At 31.3% G+C, this 16,711-nt stretch carries 17 protein-coding genes; 11 read left to right on the top strand and 6 right to left on the bottom strand.

What is annotated here, in order from left to right; genetic code table 11:
* Positions 1-183: 183 nt before the first annotated feature.
* Genes P5P87_RS19255 through fbp form a run of 3 tightly spaced genes read right to left on the bottom strand, consistent with a single transcriptional unit; the run spans position 184 to position 1,691 of the window.
* A complete protein-coding gene (locus tag P5P87_RS19255; protein WP_278020301.1) occupies positions 184-462 on the bottom strand; it encodes a hypothetical protein in 279 nt (92 codons plus the stop codon).
* Positions 422-688 carry a hypothetical protein gene (locus tag P5P87_RS19250; RefSeq protein WP_278020300.1) on the bottom strand — a complete coding sequence of 89 codons (267 nt, stop codon included), beginning with the start codon at positions 686-688 and terminating at the stop codon, positions 422-424. Before P5P87_RS19250 ends, P5P87_RS19255 begins: the two co-directional genes overlap by 41 nt.
* A gap of 31 nt (positions 689-719) precedes the next feature.
* A complete protein-coding gene (fbp, locus tag P5P87_RS19245) occupies positions 720-1,691 on the bottom strand; it encodes a class 1 fructose-bisphosphatase (RefSeq protein WP_278020299.1) in 972 nt (323 codons plus the stop codon).
* A 208-nt stretch (positions 1,692-1,899) separates the two neighbouring features.
* Between fbp and P5P87_RS19240 the strand changes: the two genes are divergently transcribed.
* Positions 1,900-2,388, top strand: coding sequence for a GNAT family N-acetyltransferase (locus P5P87_RS19240; protein ID WP_278020298.1), 489 nt, complete (start codon positions 1,900-1,902; stop codon positions 2,386-2,388).
* A gap of 141 nt (positions 2,389-2,529) precedes the next feature.
* Positions 2,530-3,789: an aspartate kinase gene (locus P5P87_RS19235; protein WP_198855459.1), complete on the top strand. Its 1,260-nt coding sequence runs from the start codon at positions 2,530-2,532 to the stop codon at positions 3,787-3,789.
* 71 nt (positions 3,790-3,860) lie between these two features.
* Here the strand turns inward: P5P87_RS19235 and P5P87_RS19230 are convergent, their stop codons facing one another.
* The gene (locus tag P5P87_RS19230) at positions 3,861-4,214 is read right to left on the bottom strand and encodes a helix-turn-helix transcriptional regulator (protein ID WP_278020297.1); all 354 of its coding nucleotides are present in this window, start codon (positions 4,212-4,214) and stop codon (positions 3,861-3,863) included.
* 160 nt (positions 4,215-4,374) lie between these two features.
* Between P5P87_RS19230 and P5P87_RS19225 the strand changes: the two genes are divergently transcribed.
* The 5 genes from P5P87_RS19225 (at position 4,375) to P5P87_RS19205 (ending at position 8,326) form a co-directional block, all read left to right on the top strand.
* Positions 4,375-4,599, top strand: a complete 225-nt coding sequence (locus P5P87_RS19225; protein ID WP_278020296.1) for a hypothetical protein — start codon at positions 4,375-4,377, stop codon at positions 4,597-4,599.
* The gene (locus tag P5P87_RS19220) at positions 4,592-4,924 is read left to right on the top strand and encodes a hypothetical protein (protein ID WP_278020295.1); all 333 of its coding nucleotides are present in this window, start codon (positions 4,592-4,594) and stop codon (positions 4,922-4,924) included. The genes P5P87_RS19225 and P5P87_RS19220 overlap by 8 nt, the downstream gene beginning before the upstream one ends.
* Before the next feature lie 86 nt (positions 4,925-5,010).
* The gene (locus P5P87_RS19215; protein ID WP_278020294.1) at positions 5,011-5,640 is read left to right on the top strand and encodes a hypothetical protein; all 630 of its coding nucleotides are present in this window, start codon (positions 5,011-5,013) and stop codon (positions 5,638-5,640) included.
* 1 nt (position 5,641) lies between these two features.
* The gene (locus P5P87_RS19210; protein WP_278020293.1) at positions 5,642-6,163 is read left to right on the top strand and encodes a TlpA family protein disulfide reductase; all 522 of its coding nucleotides are present in this window, start codon (positions 5,642-5,644) and stop codon (positions 6,161-6,163) included.
* Positions 6,164-8,326: a peptidase domain-containing ABC transporter gene (locus tag P5P87_RS19205; RefSeq protein ID WP_278020292.1), complete on the top strand. Its 2,163-nt coding sequence runs from the start codon at positions 6,164-6,166 to the stop codon at positions 8,324-8,326. It abuts the gene before it with no gap.
* 296 nt (positions 8,327-8,622) lie between these two features.
* Here P5P87_RS19205 and P5P87_RS19200 read toward each other — a convergent pair whose 3' ends face one another.
* Together P5P87_RS19200 and P5P87_RS19195 are read right to left on the bottom strand one after the other, a co-directional pair.
* On the bottom strand, positions 8,623-10,899 hold the full coding sequence (locus P5P87_RS19200; RefSeq protein ID WP_278020291.1) for a TonB-dependent receptor domain-containing protein: 2,277 nt from the start codon (positions 10,897-10,899) through the stop codon (positions 8,623-8,625).
* A 116-nt stretch (positions 10,900-11,015) separates the two neighbouring features.
* The gene (locus tag P5P87_RS19195) at positions 11,016-12,074 is read right to left on the bottom strand and encodes a helix-turn-helix domain-containing protein (RefSeq protein WP_278020290.1); all 1,059 of its coding nucleotides are present in this window, start codon (positions 12,072-12,074) and stop codon (positions 11,016-11,018) included.
* A 92-nt stretch (positions 12,075-12,166) separates the two neighbouring features.
* On the opposite strand from P5P87_RS19195, the gene P5P87_RS19190 reads away from it, so the two are divergent.
* The 4 genes from P5P87_RS19190 to P5P87_RS19175 all read left to right on the top strand — a co-directional run bounded on the left by P5P87_RS19190 (position 12,167) and on the right by P5P87_RS19175 (position 16,567).
* Positions 12,167-12,394: a hypothetical protein gene (locus P5P87_RS19190; RefSeq protein WP_198855454.1), complete on the top strand. Its 228-nt coding sequence runs from the start codon at positions 12,167-12,169 to the stop codon at positions 12,392-12,394.
* 98 nt (positions 12,395-12,492) lie between these two features.
* Positions 12,493-15,927 carry a hypothetical protein gene (locus tag P5P87_RS19185; protein ID WP_278020289.1) on the top strand — a complete coding sequence of 1,145 codons (3,435 nt, stop codon included), beginning with the start codon at positions 12,493-12,495 and terminating at the stop codon, positions 15,925-15,927.
* A gap of 63 nt (positions 15,928-15,990) precedes the next feature.
* Positions 15,991-16,197 (top strand): hypothetical protein, encoded by a 207-nt coding sequence (locus tag P5P87_RS19180; RefSeq protein ID WP_278020288.1) that lies wholly within the window; start codon positions 15,991-15,993, stop codon positions 16,195-16,197.
* Positions 16,175-16,567 carry a hypothetical protein gene (locus P5P87_RS19175; RefSeq protein WP_278020287.1) on the top strand — a complete coding sequence of 131 codons (393 nt, stop codon included), beginning with the start codon at positions 16,175-16,177 and terminating at the stop codon, positions 16,565-16,567. Before P5P87_RS19180 ends, P5P87_RS19175 begins: the two co-directional genes overlap by 23 nt.
* Positions 16,568-16,711 lie beyond the last annotated feature (144 nt).

Genomic DNA, 16,711 nt, shown 5'->3' with positions numbered 1-16,711 from the left:
AATAAAAAATGGTTGCGTGTTATTTTTTTAGTTTTCAGTACTTAGCAACAATTAACCATCTTATACTTAAAGTTTTAAAATTTAACTCAAAACAAAACCCGACAAGTTTTAAAAATCTGTCAGGTTTGCATGTAAAATGTGATTAAAAACAAAATACTTAGTTAGTCTCGTGTTTTCTTCGTTTTAACGTTTATAACCATTTATGTTTTTAATTTCTCTTAAGCTCATTCCATAATTTTGATCCACATTTAGATCCCAAACATCAGGTTTCGAGTAAGTACTTTTATCAAATAAATCTGCACCTTTAATAAATTGTATTGAACCAGTAATCTCTTTAATCATACCCGTTTTTACTTTTAAATAATCATAAAGCATATTATTGGATTCACTGACTTTTTCAACAACAATTAAAAAATTCATTTCATTTGCATTTGTTCCCTGTAAGGTCTGCGTTTCTAACATAACCTGGACTTAAATATTTTACTTTACCCGTAAATTCAACATCATAAGTATGTCCAAAAGATGTGTTTTCTACACCACGAACTATATTAAAATCTACCAATTCTACATTATCAAAAGATTCTTGAGCTATTTTAGTTTTAATTATATTCTGAATTGTCGCATCTTTTGGCAAATCATTACAGGATATAAAAAGCACCAAGAAGCTAAATAATAATGTTTTTTTCATAAAGTATTTATTTTTCGTTTTTCAATTATACTTAATTCGCTTCAGCCATAAATTCCTCGGCTTTTTCTACCATATTATAGCTTCCGCAGAAGAAAGGAACTCTTTGATGCAATTCGGTTGGTTGAATTTCTAAAATTCTTCCAAAACCATCTGTTGCTTTTCCTCCCGCCTGTTCTGCTAAAAATGCCATCGGATTACATTCGTACAACAAACGTAATTTTCCTTTTGGCGCTTTTGAACTTGTCGGATAAATATAAACTCCGCCTTTTATCATATTTCGATGAAAATCGGCTACCAAACTTCCTATATACCTTGAAGTATAAGGTCTATCTCCTTCTTCGCGCTGGCAGTATTTAATATAATTTTTTACTCCCTGCGGAAAATGAACATAATTTCCTTCGTTTACCGAATAGATATTTCCGTTTTCTGGAAATTTCATGTTTGGGTGCGAAAGATAAAATGTACCTATCGCTGGATTTAACGTAAAACCATTCACGCCATGTCCAGTAGTATAAACCAACATCGTTGAAGTTCCATAAATTACATAGCCTGCTGCAACTTGATTGATTCCCGGTTGTAAAAAATCCTCGCTAGTTACCGGAGTTCCTATTGGAGTTACTCTTCTGAAAACAGAAAAGATAGTTCCTACAGAAACATTTACATCAATGTTTGAAGATCCGTCAAGCGGATCCATTAAGATCACGTACTTATTATTATGACTGTTGTCGCTCCCCTGAACAGTAATAAAATCGTCGTTTTCTTCAGAAGCAATACCACAGACAATCTCACGGTTTATTAACGTCTGGATAAATACTTCGTTTGCATAGACATCTAATTTTTGCTGGTCTTCTCCTTGAATATTCTGTTCGCCTGCGGCTCCCACAATATCTACTAAACCCGCTTGGTTTACTTTATGGTTGACAACTTTTGCTTGCCAATCGAATAGAGTTGATAATTCGCGAGAGTTCTCCCGACGAATACTGAAATGCTTTTTGGTTCTCAATAATAAACTCTCCCAGTGTTTTATTGCGTTCTTCCATTTCTAAATCGTTATAGTTTTATTTTTAAGTCACAAATATCGCTTATTTTGTGAGAATGATTTAAAAATTATTTTGTTAGTTTGCTACTATTGTATATTTGCTAATAATCTGCAAAAAGCACTACTTAAAATGAGGCTTTTTTAGATATTAAATAGTTAAAAATAGGAATATATGAATATTAGAAAAGGAAATCCTGAAGATATGAAATCGGTGTTAGGGCTTATTCAGGAGCTGGCAATATTCGAAAAAGAACCCGATGCGGTTGTCATTACAGAAGAGGATTTAGTGCGCGACGGCTTTGGAGAAAAACCATTATTTCATGTTTTTGTAGCAGAGATCGAAAACGAAGAAAAACAAAAGGAAATTGTTGGAATTGCTTTATATTATTATCGCTATTCGACTTGGAAAGGAAAGACAATTCATCTTGAAGATTTGATTGTAAAAGAAAATATGCGAGGCACTGGTTTAGGTTCTGCTCTTTATGCTGAAATCATGAAACAAGGAAGAAGAGATAATGTAAGAAGAGTGGAATGGAATGTTTTGGCATGGAATACACCAGCAGTTAATTTTTACAAGAATTCTGGCGCAAGAATTCTAGAAGACTGGCAAGTTGTACAAATGGATGAAGCAGGAGTTAATTTGTTCTTAGAAAAATTATAAAAAAAATATTTAGCCACAGATTATAAGGATTAAAATGATTTTAAAATCTGTGTAAATCATTTTAATCTGTGGCAAAAAAACAAATACGTAGGTTTCGGTTTGAATCTGAAATCTAAAATCTAAAAATCTATTAATTAAAAAATGAGAGTATTTAAATTTGGTGGTGCATCGGTAAAAGATGCAGATGGAATTAAAAACGTATATGACGTTTTACAGAAAGTAGGTTATGAAGATGTGATTCTTGTAGTTTCAGCTATGGGAAAAACAACAAATGCTCTTGAAGTTGTAATCAAGAATTACTTTGAAAAATCGACAGAATTAAATGCTTCTGTACAAGAAATAAAAAAATACCACAATCAAATCTTATTAGATTTGTTTGAAGATGAAAATCATTCCGTTTTCAATGCTGTAAATGCACAGTTTGCTGAGTTGGAATACTTTTTAGCTCATAATAAATCTCCAAATTACAACTTTGTTTACGATCAAGTGGTAAGTTTTGGTGAATTGATTTCGACTAATATCTTAAGCCATTATATGAATTTCAGAGGAATTCAGACGCAATGGCTTGATGTTCGTAATTTCATTAAAACCAATGCCAACTACAGAGATGCAGAGGTTGATTGGGAAACTACGCAACAAAACATCAGTAAAAATGTACCTAGAAAACAATTAAATATTACACAAGGTTTCTTAGGTGCTGATGAAAATAATTTCACAACGACTCTTGGCCGTGAAGGTTCTGATTATACTGCTGGAATTTTTGCTTACTGCTTAAATGCAGAAAGTGTAACAATCTGGAAAGACGTTCCTGGAGTTATGAATGCCGATCCGCGTTATTTTGAAAATGCAAGTTTGTTAAACCAGATTTCATACCGCGAAGCAATCGAATTAGCTTTTTACGGAGCAACGGTTATTCACCCAAAAACATTACAGCCCTTACAGAAAAAAGAAATTCCGTTATACGTAAAATCTTTTATCAACCCGTTATTAAAAGGAACTTGTGTTTCTAAAGGAGTTGATTTGGAACCGCAATATCCATGTTTTATCGTAAAAAGAGAACAGCTTTTAATTTCTCTTTCATCAATTGATTTCTCTTTCATTATGGAAGAAAACATCAGTGAGATTTTTGGTCTATTCCACGAATTTAAAATCAAAGTAAACTTAATCCAGAACTCTGCAATTAGTTTCTCTGTTTGCGTGGAAGATAAATTTGGAAATTTCCCAGAACTGAATGCTATTCTTTCTAAAAAATTCAAAGTAGAATACAGCGAAAATGTAACTTTATATACAATCCGTCACTTTACAGAAGAGGCTGCGCAAACTGTTGAAGCTAACAAAGAGGTTTTATTGAAACAAGTTAGCCGCGAAACAATGCAAATTGTGACTAAAGAATTAAACTAATATTGCTTTATAAAAGGTAATTATTTCAATTCAAAGATTATTGATAAGGCTTCACTTATGTGGAGCCTTTTTTAGTTTTTGCCTTTATTTAAGTGCTTAATAATAGTCTTTAAATCTTCAATTTGCAACTCATATTGTTTTATGATTTTCCTGTAAACGCTAAGCATTGCAATTTCTGTTTGTCTATCCTTATTCATCAGACTTTCATAAACAGAATCACCTAATCCTTTCTTCACTAATTCTTCTGGGGTAATTTCGAACATTTGGCAAATTTTATTAAAATGAATAGCCCAAGATGTACTCTCCCCTCGTTCCATTCTCGCATAAGCCGATTGGGAAATTTGCAAATGATCTGCCGCCTCTTCTTGTGACATATTCTTTGATTTTCTCAAACCTTTCAGATTATTTCCTACAATTTTATTCATAATTAACAATTTAAAAAACAAATATAAACATAAGAATTATTTTACAATTATTCAGGTTTAGGTTTTTAATAACCGATTTTCGACTAAGATGTTTTTTAAATCACTTATACATTTGTAAGCACATTAAATCTAAATATTAACCAATTAATTCAAATCATTTATGAAGAAATTACAATTAAATAAAATGGAGAATGTAAAAGGAGGAACAAGTGGTAGAGGTTGTATGCTAATGGGGGCAGCATCCGTGATTGCGTGTGCTATACCTGGTGGAGGTTTGATTGCAGGAATAAGTATTTTTGTCTGCAGTCTGCAGCTCAAGATTGTTTTTATGCTGTTCCTGTTGAATCAAAAGAAGCACCTTATGAGATGGCTCTGTAATGTATAAATCTGTAAAAGCTTTTATTTGGTCTATTGTTGGCATTATGTTCTTAGACGCTAACAAACACTTTCTAACAAACAAAATCTTTGAATGTTTAGCTTTTTCACTCATAATTGCGTTAGGCGCTAATATTATTGGAATTATTTTAAATAACAAAAATTCAAATCATGAAAAAATTAAAAAAAGTAATCTTGAAAAAATTAATGGTGGAGTTGTTGCTTGTGGCTGGGTCGGAATTTTAGCCGTCGCTACATATGCATATCCAGGAGGAGGTCTTATTGCTAGCGCAAGTGGATTGAATGGTCAAATCGGAAGATGTTGGAATAGTTAAAAACGAACATCTTAAATGAGATTTATCTATAACTAAAAAAAGCAGTAACTAAAATTGTTGTCGCTTTTTCTTCATAATTCTTCAATATGAAATTTCCATTTATAAAATGGTTCTTGCTTTCCATAGCTACTATTCTGATTACAGAAATTTTCAAAAATTCAATAAAATTTGAAGATTTACTTTACAATTTTCTTTCAGTGCAACTTAATGTTAAGCAAGTTGAAAATTTTATTACCTTTCAAAGAAAATGGCAATGGTTTTCTAATCTGTTTATTCCTTTTCTTTTATTATTAAAAATATTTGTAGTCTCTATTATTTTATATATTGGTCTATTCTTCTGCAACAAAGATTTAAAATTCAATACCATATTAAATTTTGTTCTCAAAGCAGAATTTATTTTTTTATTGGTACCCATCTGTAAAATTATTTGGTTTTACTTTTTTCAAACCACTTATACCCTAGAAGACATTCAATACTTCTATCCATTCTCAGCGTTAAATATAGTTGGTTATAAAGGATTAGAAAATTGGTTTATTTATCCTTTTCAAGTGCTTAATTTGTTTGAACTCTTCTATGTGATTTATTTAGGTTACGAAATTGGAAAACTAACGGATACTAATACAGATTATGGTTTAAAAGTTATTAGTATTAGCTATTTACCAAGTTTATTTATATGGGTTGCAACGATTATGTTTTTCACACTTAATTACAGCTAACATGAAAAAAGCATTCCGAAAGATTCTAATCTTATTAATAATTAGTGCTTCTGTTTGTTTAGGTTTTCAAATAATTTTGAAAATCAATCATAAAAAAGAGATTGAGAAAAACACAAAAATGATTCCTAATTTTTCTTTTTTAGATTTAAATGGAAAGTTGTTTGAAAACAAAAATTTAAAAAAAACAGCTCCTATAATATTTATTTACTTCAACACAGATTGTGAATATTGTAATGAAGAAACCAAAATGATACAGGAGAATATCGAACGATTCAAAAACATTCAGATCATATTTATATCATTTGAAAATATCAATCAGATAAAAAAATTCGCGAAACATTATAAACTAAATCATTATGATAATGTTCATTTTCTGCATGATACAAAAGCTACTTTTGCTTCTACATTTGATGTAAACTCCCTGCCTTGCATTCTACTATATGATCAAAATCAAGAACTCATAGAAAAAATTAAAGGACAAACAAAACCTGAAATCTTGATTAAAAAATTAAAAATAGAATAAATGCCTACATTAGATTTAAAACAAATTACAAAAACGCATATCTTACAGTTAGATCAATCTGATTGCGGTCCATCTTGTTTATTATCTATAATAAAATTATATAATGGAAATAGCTCTCTAGAAAAAATTAGAGAATTAAGCGGTACAACAAAGCAAGGTACGACTATGCTAGGTTTATTTCAAGTCGCTAATAAATTAGGTTTTAATGCTGAAGGATGTGAAGCTGATATAAACTCCCTAATTGAACATAACAAACCTGTCATTCTACATCTATTAATAGAAAATCAATTAGAACATTATGTAGTTTGCTACTGGTACTCTAAAAAAGACGGCTTTTTAATTGGGGATTCAGCAGTGGGAATTTACAATCTATCTATAGAACAATTAGAGAATTTTTGGATTTCTAAAACATGTTTAACTCTTGAACCAAATGATACTTTTATCACGCAAAAAAAACAGCAGAGCGATCAGAAAAAATGGTTTTTAAATCTCTTAAAAGAAGATTATAAATTAATTTGGATTTCAGTTTTACTTGGTGTTTTTGTTGCAGGTCTTGGATTGGCAATGGCTTTGTTTTCTCAAAAACTTGTAGATGATATTCTTCCATCTAATAATATCAAAAAATTAATTTCAGGAATTATTCTTCTGGCCATCCTGCTATCTGCCCGAGTTGGAATATCTACTTTAAGACAATACTTTCTTCTTAAACAATCAAAAGATTTTAATAATAGAATAAATAATTCTTTTTTTAAAGAGCTATTACAACTCCCTAAGTCTTTTTTTGACAATAGAAAAACAGGTGAACTAGTTTCGAGATTAAATGATACGCAACGTATACAAAATGTAATTAAGCTTCTAACAAGCACATTAATAATAGATATATTGGTATCGGTGATTTCAACTGTATTTTTATTTCTCTATTCTTGGAAACTAGGATTAATCTGCATTTTAAGTATTCCTGTTTACTTTTTCATAATTTATCGCAACAATAAAAAAATTCTAGGGTCTCAAAAAAAAGTGATGCAAAGTTCTGCAACTAGTGAGAGCAATTTTATAAATACAATACAAGGAATCTCAACTGTAAAAACAGACAACAAACAATCTATTTTTAATCAACTAAATAGGCAAATTTTTACTCACTATCAAGACCAAATATTTAACCTTGGAAAAATTAACATTTCCCTCTCTTGGCAATCTGGCTTAGCAAATGTTATATTCATAATCGGAATTTTAATTTATACTTCTATACAAGTTTTTAATAATGAAATTAAAATAGGAGAATTAATGGCAATTTTAGGCATCTCTGGCTCTTTGCTTCCTTCAATTGCCAATTTAGCTTTAATATCCATTCCAATAAATGAAGCAAAAGTTGCCTTTAACAGAATGTACGAATTTTCATCTATTGAAAAAGAAAACGAAGACGGCTTAGAAATTTTTGAAATTGAATCTATTTCAATTCAAAATCTCTCTTTTAGATTTGCAGGAAGAAGCGAACTTTTCCACAGTATTGATATTGAAATTTCAAAAAGAAAATTAACTGCTATCGTTGGCGAAAGTGGGAATGGAAAAAGCACTCTCGGACAAATATTGCAACGTTTTTATGATTATGAAAATGGAAACATTATTGTAAATAATCAATACAATTTAAGAGAAATAAAACTTGAAAGTTATAGAAATCTATTAGGCGTAATCCCTCAAGAAATTACAATATTTAACGGAACTGTCATTGATAACATTCTTCTAGGAACTGAAAATACTCCCGAAAATATTTTAAATTTTATCCACGAATATGGATTTGAATTTTACATTAATCAATTGCCTCAAGGTTTAATGACCATTGTAGGCGAAGAGGGAATTAATCTAAGTGGCGGGCAAAAACAAATTATTGCATTAGCCAGAGCATTATACAAAAAACCTCAATTTTTAATTATGGATGAAGCCACTTCTGCCATGGATAGAAATACTGAAAATTTTACCATGCAATTACTTCAAAAAGTAAAATCAGATTGTGCTGTATTATTCATTTCTCATCGCCTAAACAAACTTAAAAATATAGCTGATACTATTTACATATTAGAAAATAAAACAATATCTAAATTTGGCAATCATGAAGAATTAGTGAAATCTAACAATTTTTATAGTGAGTATTGGAAAGAATACTAAGTAACCCATTATTACAATTAAATAACCTTTTTGTGTCGAAAGAATTTTCTTCTATTAATCTGTTTTTGATTATATTTACTTTTCTTTCTAAAGAACTAAAAATGACAAAAAAGAACTTCTTACTTGTTTTCATTGCTCTTGGTTTATTATACATTGCTATTTCTTTAAGTCTGCTACTCACAAAGATGCTAAAGATATTTCTTACTCCGATTTTAAATTAGTAATTGGCCCGTTTCTTTCTACAATTGCAATTCTCATTACATATACACAATTGAAAAGAAGAAAAAATTAATTAGTTACCTCGCCCTACTATTTTCTGACTGTTCAACTTCTGTTTTTTTATACGTTGTCTTTTTTGAATCTCCGAAATTGTATGTTGCAATTAGTTTAAAATAATCTGTACTATACGTTCGATGATAATAAATTTGCGTTTGTCCGACATTATAATCGCCAGAAACCATAAACTTATGAAAGATGTCGTTTGCTGTAAAATTGAGTTTTAATGCATCTTTAAAAAAGTTTCTCTCTATTCCTAAAGTTATAGTTGAACGGCCATTTTCGTTTCCTAACCCATAGCTTCTATCACTTAAATACCAAGCCAAAAGTTGGAGTTTAAAAAGTTTAAGAATCGTAAATGTATTATTAGTATATAAATAAATTTGAGGCTCTACAGGACTAAAAGCAAATGCATAAAAATTATCTACCGATTTCTGCCATGTAATGCTAGCTGTATTAACAGAATTCCACCATTTAATATCGAAAGCTCTAGAAAGTGAGGCGAAAAAAGTATGTCCTTTTTCGAGATTCAATGCCCTTAAAATATAGCTATTTGGTGTGTCTCCGCGCAAAGCGGCTGCCGAAATGGGATCAATTTTATAAGTGTACCCAACTTTAAAATCGAACTTTTTGTACATCGTACCTATTTCAAAAGCATGTGTTTTTTCTGGAAGCAAATTCGGGTTTCCTTCAATCGTTGTAAAAGGATCTTGATAAATTACATACGGATTTAAAGCCTGATATCTAGGTCTTGTAATTCTGGAAACATAAGAAAAATGTCCTTTCCAATCTTCTGAAAGATTAAAATTTAAAAGTGCGTTTGGAAAAAAATTGCCGTACGATTTATCAAATTTCTGAGTTCCGTTGGCATCTGTAAACAAATCATAACTTGTTTTTTCTCCTCTTACACCAAGCGAAAAATTAACCTTTTCATTCAATGTCCCGGTATAATTTAAATATGCACCAGTAATTTTTTCATTGTATTCAAAATCACTCGAAAGCTCATCGTCGAGCTCAAAATTTATTTCATCATCAGAAATCAAAAAATCTGTTCCCGAGTTTATCGTCGCGTGACTAAACTTTGCTCCTATTTCTAGTTTTGTTTTTTCGTTTATTTTCTTCGAATAATCGGCTTGAACTGCAATTATATTAATTCGGCTTCCCACATTATTCTTTAAATATCTTTCGGCATCTGTTTCCTCAATCTCACTATTTTCATCAATAAAATCTCTTATGGTTTGATTGTAATTTGAAAATTGCGATCCAATAAATAGTGTTGAGCCTTTCCTGGTTGTCAAATTATAGTTCAAATTGATGAACTGATTTAATAAAACATCATTTCGGTCAACATCTGTGGCATAAAAACTTTTTCCTGAATTGTTGGTTATAGAATTTCTACTTTCTGTAATTCCGCCCAAATCATTCACATTGCCACTATAAGCCAATGAAATATAGTTGTTTGGAGAAAAAGTATACTGAAGTCCGAATCCGAAATTCGAAAAATTATTAAATCTTCTTTTCCAGTCGGTTGTCAATTCAGATTTCATAAAATCATCAGGATCTGGACGCGTTCTCGTTGTGTACAGCAATTCGCGATTTCTTCCTAACTGCAAACCGTAATTGGTTACAAAAGAGAATTTTCCTTTAGAATAATTAAAATCTAAAAGCGTATTATAAAGCGTCCCTCCAAATTTAGAAACTGTGACGTGCTGATTGACAGCGCCCATCATGCCACTTTCAATGTTTTGTTTGGTAATAATATTGATAACTGCTTTTCCTTCTGCATCGTATCTAGCGGAAGGATTGGAAATGACTTCAATCTTTTGAATCTGCGAAACCGGAATTGCCGCAAAGCGCTCATAATTTATCAAAACTCCGTTGAGATAAATAATGGCTTCACCTTTTCCAACAACGCTGATTTCTCCGTCGGCAACCACAACATTGGACACTCTTCCAAGCAATTCGATTACCGAACTGCTTGTAGCCAGAACAGTTCCGTTTACGTTGACATCAATATTTCCGTTTGATCTGTATTTTAGCAATGAAGTCTGATTTTTTATAACTACTTCATTTAACTCATTTTGCTCTTTTTCTTTCTCTTTCTCTTTCTCTTTCTCTTTCTCCTTTTCTTTAACAATTATAGTATCTTGAGCAGACTTTAATAGTTTTTTTCCAAGGATTACATCATCACTATAATAGCTTTTATCTTTAACGTTTTTTATGCGTTGCGCTTTTATTTCTATTGATGAAAAAATTAGAAAAAAAACATAAAGGATAACCAATTTTAGAAATCTCATAAACTTTAATAATTAACGGTTTGACTTTTATTTGAAACAAAAGTCATCCGAAAATCAATAAATGAGATTGTAAAAAGCGAAATCGGGAGTACGAATTTATAAATTCACACTCTATTTCATGACTGCAAAGCCTGAATTTGGTAATTAAGAGGCGTTGTACCAGTATGTTTTTTGAAAGCGGCAAAAAAGGTCGATTTAGAATTAAAACCAACATCGTAACCAACAGATTCTAGTGTTAATTTATCTGTAGAAGTAATTATTCTACAAGCTTCATTGATTCTAAATTCGTTTACAAAACTGGTAAAATTCTTTCCTAAATTGTTATTCAAAAACTGCGATAGCTGATGACTTGAAATATTAATTTCTTTAGACAAATCTTGAAGCGTTAAGTTTGGATTTTTATACAAACTTTTTTCAAACATCGCATTTTCTAGTTTTTCTGACCATATTGTTGCTTCTGTTGCCTCTATTTTTTTATTGGAAATCTTTCCATTTAATAAAAATAAATCGTCTGTTTTTTTTCTGTATAAAAGAATCGAAATTCCTAAATATAAAATAAATGAAAAAACCACTGCACCGCTTATGTAAGTTGCTGCAGAAGCTCCCATAATAGCCAAGAAATAAAATAGAAATAAGAGAAAGTTTCCAAAATAAAGCATTGAAAACCATATTTCGGCTGGAGTATTTTTTTCTTTTCTGCTCAAGATTTTTTTCAGCACACCGCGAAGTTCGTAGCCAGCAAATGCAATGTAAACAAACCACTGAAAATAAATGATTCTTATAAAATAGCCATTCCAAAATTTCGGATATACTTCATATGGATACAAAATACCAACAGCAATGATTAAAGTTCCCCAAAATGCCAATATAAATTTCCATGATTTGGGCATAATCTGCACTTCATCTATTGCCGCTTTGATGAAATAATACAAACATGGCCCGATAAAAAAACAAGCTGTAAGTCCGAATTGGAGATACATTTTTGGCAATTCTGGATGAAAATAAACAAATACAGATTTTGCAATACGAATACTTAGCGCAAATAAAAGCGCACCCAAAAAATAATTCGTCAGGTATTTTTTCTTGGTAAAAAAGAAAAAATAAATCCCGAGAATAATTCCATTGAAAGCTCCCAAAGCACTAAAAAAGAATAAAAGTTCTTTGCTAGTATCCATAATTTAAATTGATTATATCCTAAACAAAGCTAAAATATTATTTTTAAATGGAAATTAATTAACTTTATAATAGCCCAATAATTCGAAAAATTATGAAAAACATTAACGACCCAAGCGAAGAAACTAAAAACCGATGGGAAAATGATCCCAATAATTGGATTTGGGGAATGTTTTATTATAATCCGAAAGATAAAAGATCTTATTTTCCAAAACGAATAAAGGAATTTGGATGGCATGCCAATTACGCAAATCCTATTTTTATTGTAATTATCGCGTTTTTAGCCTTAATAATTCTACTTTTCATTAAATATGCAAAATAAGAATTGGCACTTCTTTTCTCATCTCTAAAACTACATTTTCCGACACAACAATTCCCAATTATAAATACTACTTTTGACTTTTTAGAGTTAAAGTATTTATGTTGAAAAAATTACTGTTTTTGACGGTTTTCTTCTGGTTTTCTGCGCTTCAGGCTCAAGAAACCGAATCACTGTACAAAACAAAAAAAGTAATTGTTTCAAAAGATACTATTCGGCTTGAAAAAGTAGCCATCAACTCTGGATTTTTTCAAATTCTAAATACTAAAAACGAACCTATCGATTCAACTTTTTATAAAGTCGATTTTCAAAAAGGATATTTGCTTTTAAATGAAAAATATCCATCGGTTTCAGATACTTTAATTGTCAACTATCTTAATTATCCCGATTTCTTAACCAAAGAATACAGTCTTTATAAATCGGATCAGATTGTAAGTGGCGATGTCGGAACAGAAAAACTTTACCGAATAGATAATAACTCAAATGGCAAAAAAGTAACACCTTTTGACGGTCTAGAAACTTCTGGAAGTATTACCCGCGGTGTTACAATTGGCAATAATCAGAGTACGGTTTTAAACTCCAATTTAGATTTACAAATTACAGGAAAACTTTCAGATAAAGTAAGCTTAAGAGCTTCGCTCCAAGACAATAATATTCCGTTGCAAGATGGCGGTTATTCGCAAAAACTCGATCAGTTTGATAATATTTTCATTGAACTATTCAGCAATGATTGGAACATTCGCGCCGGCGATGTTTTTTTAGAAAATAGAAAAACACAATTTTTAAGTTTCAATAAAAAAGTTCAAGGACTTTCGGCAAACTTTGATTTTGATACCGAAACAAGCAAAACTAATGTTTTTGCTTCGGTCGCTTTTGTAAAAGGCCAATATGCCAAAAGTACTTTTACAGGTCAGGAAGGAAATCAAGGCCCGTATAAATTAAAAGGTCAGAATGGCGAATTGTATGTTTTGGTAATTTCTGGTTCGGAGCGAGTTTATGTAAATGGCGTTTTATTAAAAAGAGGAGAAAACAATGATTATGTGATTGATTATAATGCTGGAGAAATTGTCTTCACTTCACTTTTTACCATTACTTCAGAAATGCGTATCAATGTCGAATACCAATATTCTGAACGAAATTACAACCGATTAGTCACTTACGCTGGTGCAACTCACGAAAATAAAAATTGGAGTTTTGGCGGTTATTTGTATTCAGAAAATGATATGAAAAATCAGCCTTTACAGCAAAATCTATCTCCAGAACAAGTTCAGATTTTGAGTCAGGCGGGCGATGATGTCAATTTGATGAAAGCACCTTCTGCTTACGAAGACACTTATGCCGACAATAAAATTTTATACAAAAAAATACTCGTCAATTCGGTCGAAGTTTATGAATATTCTAACAATCCGGCGGATGTTTTGTATAACGTTAGGTTTAGTCAAGTTGGTGCAAATACAGGAAATTATATTATTCAGAACAATAATTCTGTTGAGCGTATTTATCAATATGTCGAACCAATAAACGGTGTTCTTCAAGGAAATTACGAACCAATCGTACAGCTTGTTGCGCCAATAAAACTTCAAGTGGCAACATTTTTAGGAAAATACAATCCTAATGAGAAAACATTGGTTGACTTTGAATTGGCTGTAAGCAACAATGACCAAAATTTATTTTCTGATATTGATGATTCTAACAACGAAGGAATTGCTTTTAAAACCAATCTTAAAAAACGTCTTTTCTCTAAAAGTTGGAGTTTAGATGCTTTCGCGAATTATCAATACGTGCGACAAAATTTTAAATCGGTTGAGCGTTTGTATAATATTGAGTTTAATCGCGATTGGAATTTAACGGGAACACTTTTGGGCAATCAAAGTCTTTTGGTTACAGGTTTAAATTTTGATTTATTTTCTAAAAATAAAACTTCAAATATTGGTTTATTGACATATCAATTCGAAAAATTGGATTTTAGCGAAAGCTATTCTGGCGTTAGACATACGACAAATGCTTTATTCAAATTGAAAAATTGGACAGTTGAGAACAGCGGAAGTTTCCTTAATACTGATGCTACATCTTCGACTTCAAAATTCATTAGAAACCAAACTAGAACCAAATATCATTTTGGCAAAAATTGGGTTGGAGGAAGTATGCAACTAGAAGACAATCAACAAAAAGATAAAATCACCAATCAGTTTTCGGCGTTAAGCCAAAGATTTTCAGAATATGGATTTTTTACAGGACGTGGCGACAGCACTAAAGTTTTCGTGGAAGTTGGTTTTCTCCAAAGACGCAACGATAGTTTGCAAAATGGATTATTACAGCATGTAAACAATTCGCAAACTTATTATTTAAGATCGAAATTAATTCAGACCAAAAAGACCGATTTAGCAGTTTATGCCAGTTATCGAAATTTAGATTTTACAGATCAATCTAGGCAGAATGAACCGTCATTAAATTCAAGGATTTTATACAATGATCGTTTTTTTAATCAGCTCATGCAAATTGGAACGACTTACGAAACCAGTTCTGGAACTATTGCACAACAAGAATTTACATACGTAGAAGTTCCAACTGGACAAGGAGTTTACACTTGGAACGATTATAACGGAAACGGAATTCAGGAATTGGAAGAGTTTGAAATTGCCGTTTACCAAGACCAAGCGAGATATGTGAGAGTCTTTTTGCCGAATCAGATTTATATTAAAACCAATCAAAACAAGTTTTCGCAATCATTAACCTTGAATCCGCTACAGTGGCAAAATGAAAAAGGTTTCAAAAAACTGTTGTCTTATTTCTATAATCAGACTTCTTTTATAATGGATCGAAAGGTAAAAAGCGAAGGCGAAAAACTAGAACTTAATCCGTTTAATTCCTCAGAGGAAAATATTTTAGGACTGAATTCGAGTTTTAGAAACAGTTTATTTTACAATCGAGGCAAGCAAAAACATTCTGTTACGTATTCTTATTTGGTAAACAAAGGCAAAAGTTTGCTTTCTATCGGCTCACAAAACGTCCAGAATTATTCGCATCAAATTCAATACACACATTTATATCAAAAAAGCTGGCTGTTTAATTTCTTTACCAAAACCATAAAAACCGATTTGGTTTCTAAAGATTTTACAGAGAAAAACTATGATATTCAAGGTTGGCAATTGGCGCCCAAAGTGAGTTATTTATTTTCTAAAAACACCAAATTGGATTTCTTTTATGAACTTCAAAGCAAGAAAAACCAAATTGGAAATTTCGAAACTTTGGACCAAAACAGAATCGGAACTTCTTTTTCTTATGCAGGTGAAAGGAAAGTAACCGTAAATGGCGAATTTTCTTTTTATGAAAATAAATTTAATGGAAACGAGTTTTCGTCTGTAGGTTTTCACATGCTGGAAGGGCTTCAAGCAGGATCAAATTTGGTTTGGAAACTTCTTCTACAAAAGAACATTACGTCTTTTTTGGATGTTAATTTAAATTATCAAGGACGCAAAAGCGATACTGGATCTACCATTCATACAGGAAATGTTCAGCTTCGTGCATATTTTTAATTGGTTGCGAAAAAGATGACAATAAATTGTTTAATTTTAATTGAAATTTAAATATCTAACCCTATGAAAAAATTAGTATTGTTCTGTTTAATGGTTGTTTTCTCTTCTAATTTTTATGCACAAGAAACAACTGCAAAAACTACAAAAAGTAAAACAGAAGCTTCAGCAAAAAAAGCAAAAACAACTGCAGACAAAGCTTCGGCTGATGCCAAAAAAGAAGCCACAAAATCTAAAAAAGCTGCTGACGATGCAAAAGCGAGCTTCGTCTAAAGCAAAGAAAGAAACTGCAGACGCAGCAAAAAAGACAGCAGACAAACAAGCTACAAAAGCTAAAGCTGATGCAAAAAAAGCTACTATAGAATCTGACAAAGCGAAAAGCACTGCTGACAAAGCAAAAACAAGCGCAGATAAAGCTAAAGCCGATGCAAAAAGCTCTACTGCAAAAGCTGACGCCGCTAAGAAAGATGCCACAGTTGCTAAAAAATCGGCAACTAAGACTTTAAAGGAAACTAACGAAAAAGCACCTGCTGTTCCAGATAAAGTTACTGGCGAATACAATGGTAAAAAAGTATATACTGGACCAAGAGGCGGTAAATACTACATTAACAAAAATGGTAATAAAACGTATATTCAGGATTAAATTTCTAAGATGCTGAGACTCTAAGTCGCTAAGTTTCTAAGATTAACAAAAGAAGCCGAACTAATAGTTCGGCTTCTTTTGTTTAACAGAAAATCTTTGAACTTAGCAACTTAGCATCTTAGAAACTTAGAACCTTAAATTAAT

Source organism: Flavobacterium ginsengisoli (assembly GCF_029625315.1).
Taxonomy (GTDB): Bacteria; Bacteroidota; Bacteroidia; order Flavobacteriales; family Flavobacteriaceae; genus Flavobacterium; species Flavobacterium ginsengisoli.
Note: the sequence above shows the minus strand (reverse complement) of the source record. Positions and strands in the feature narration are given on the sequence as shown.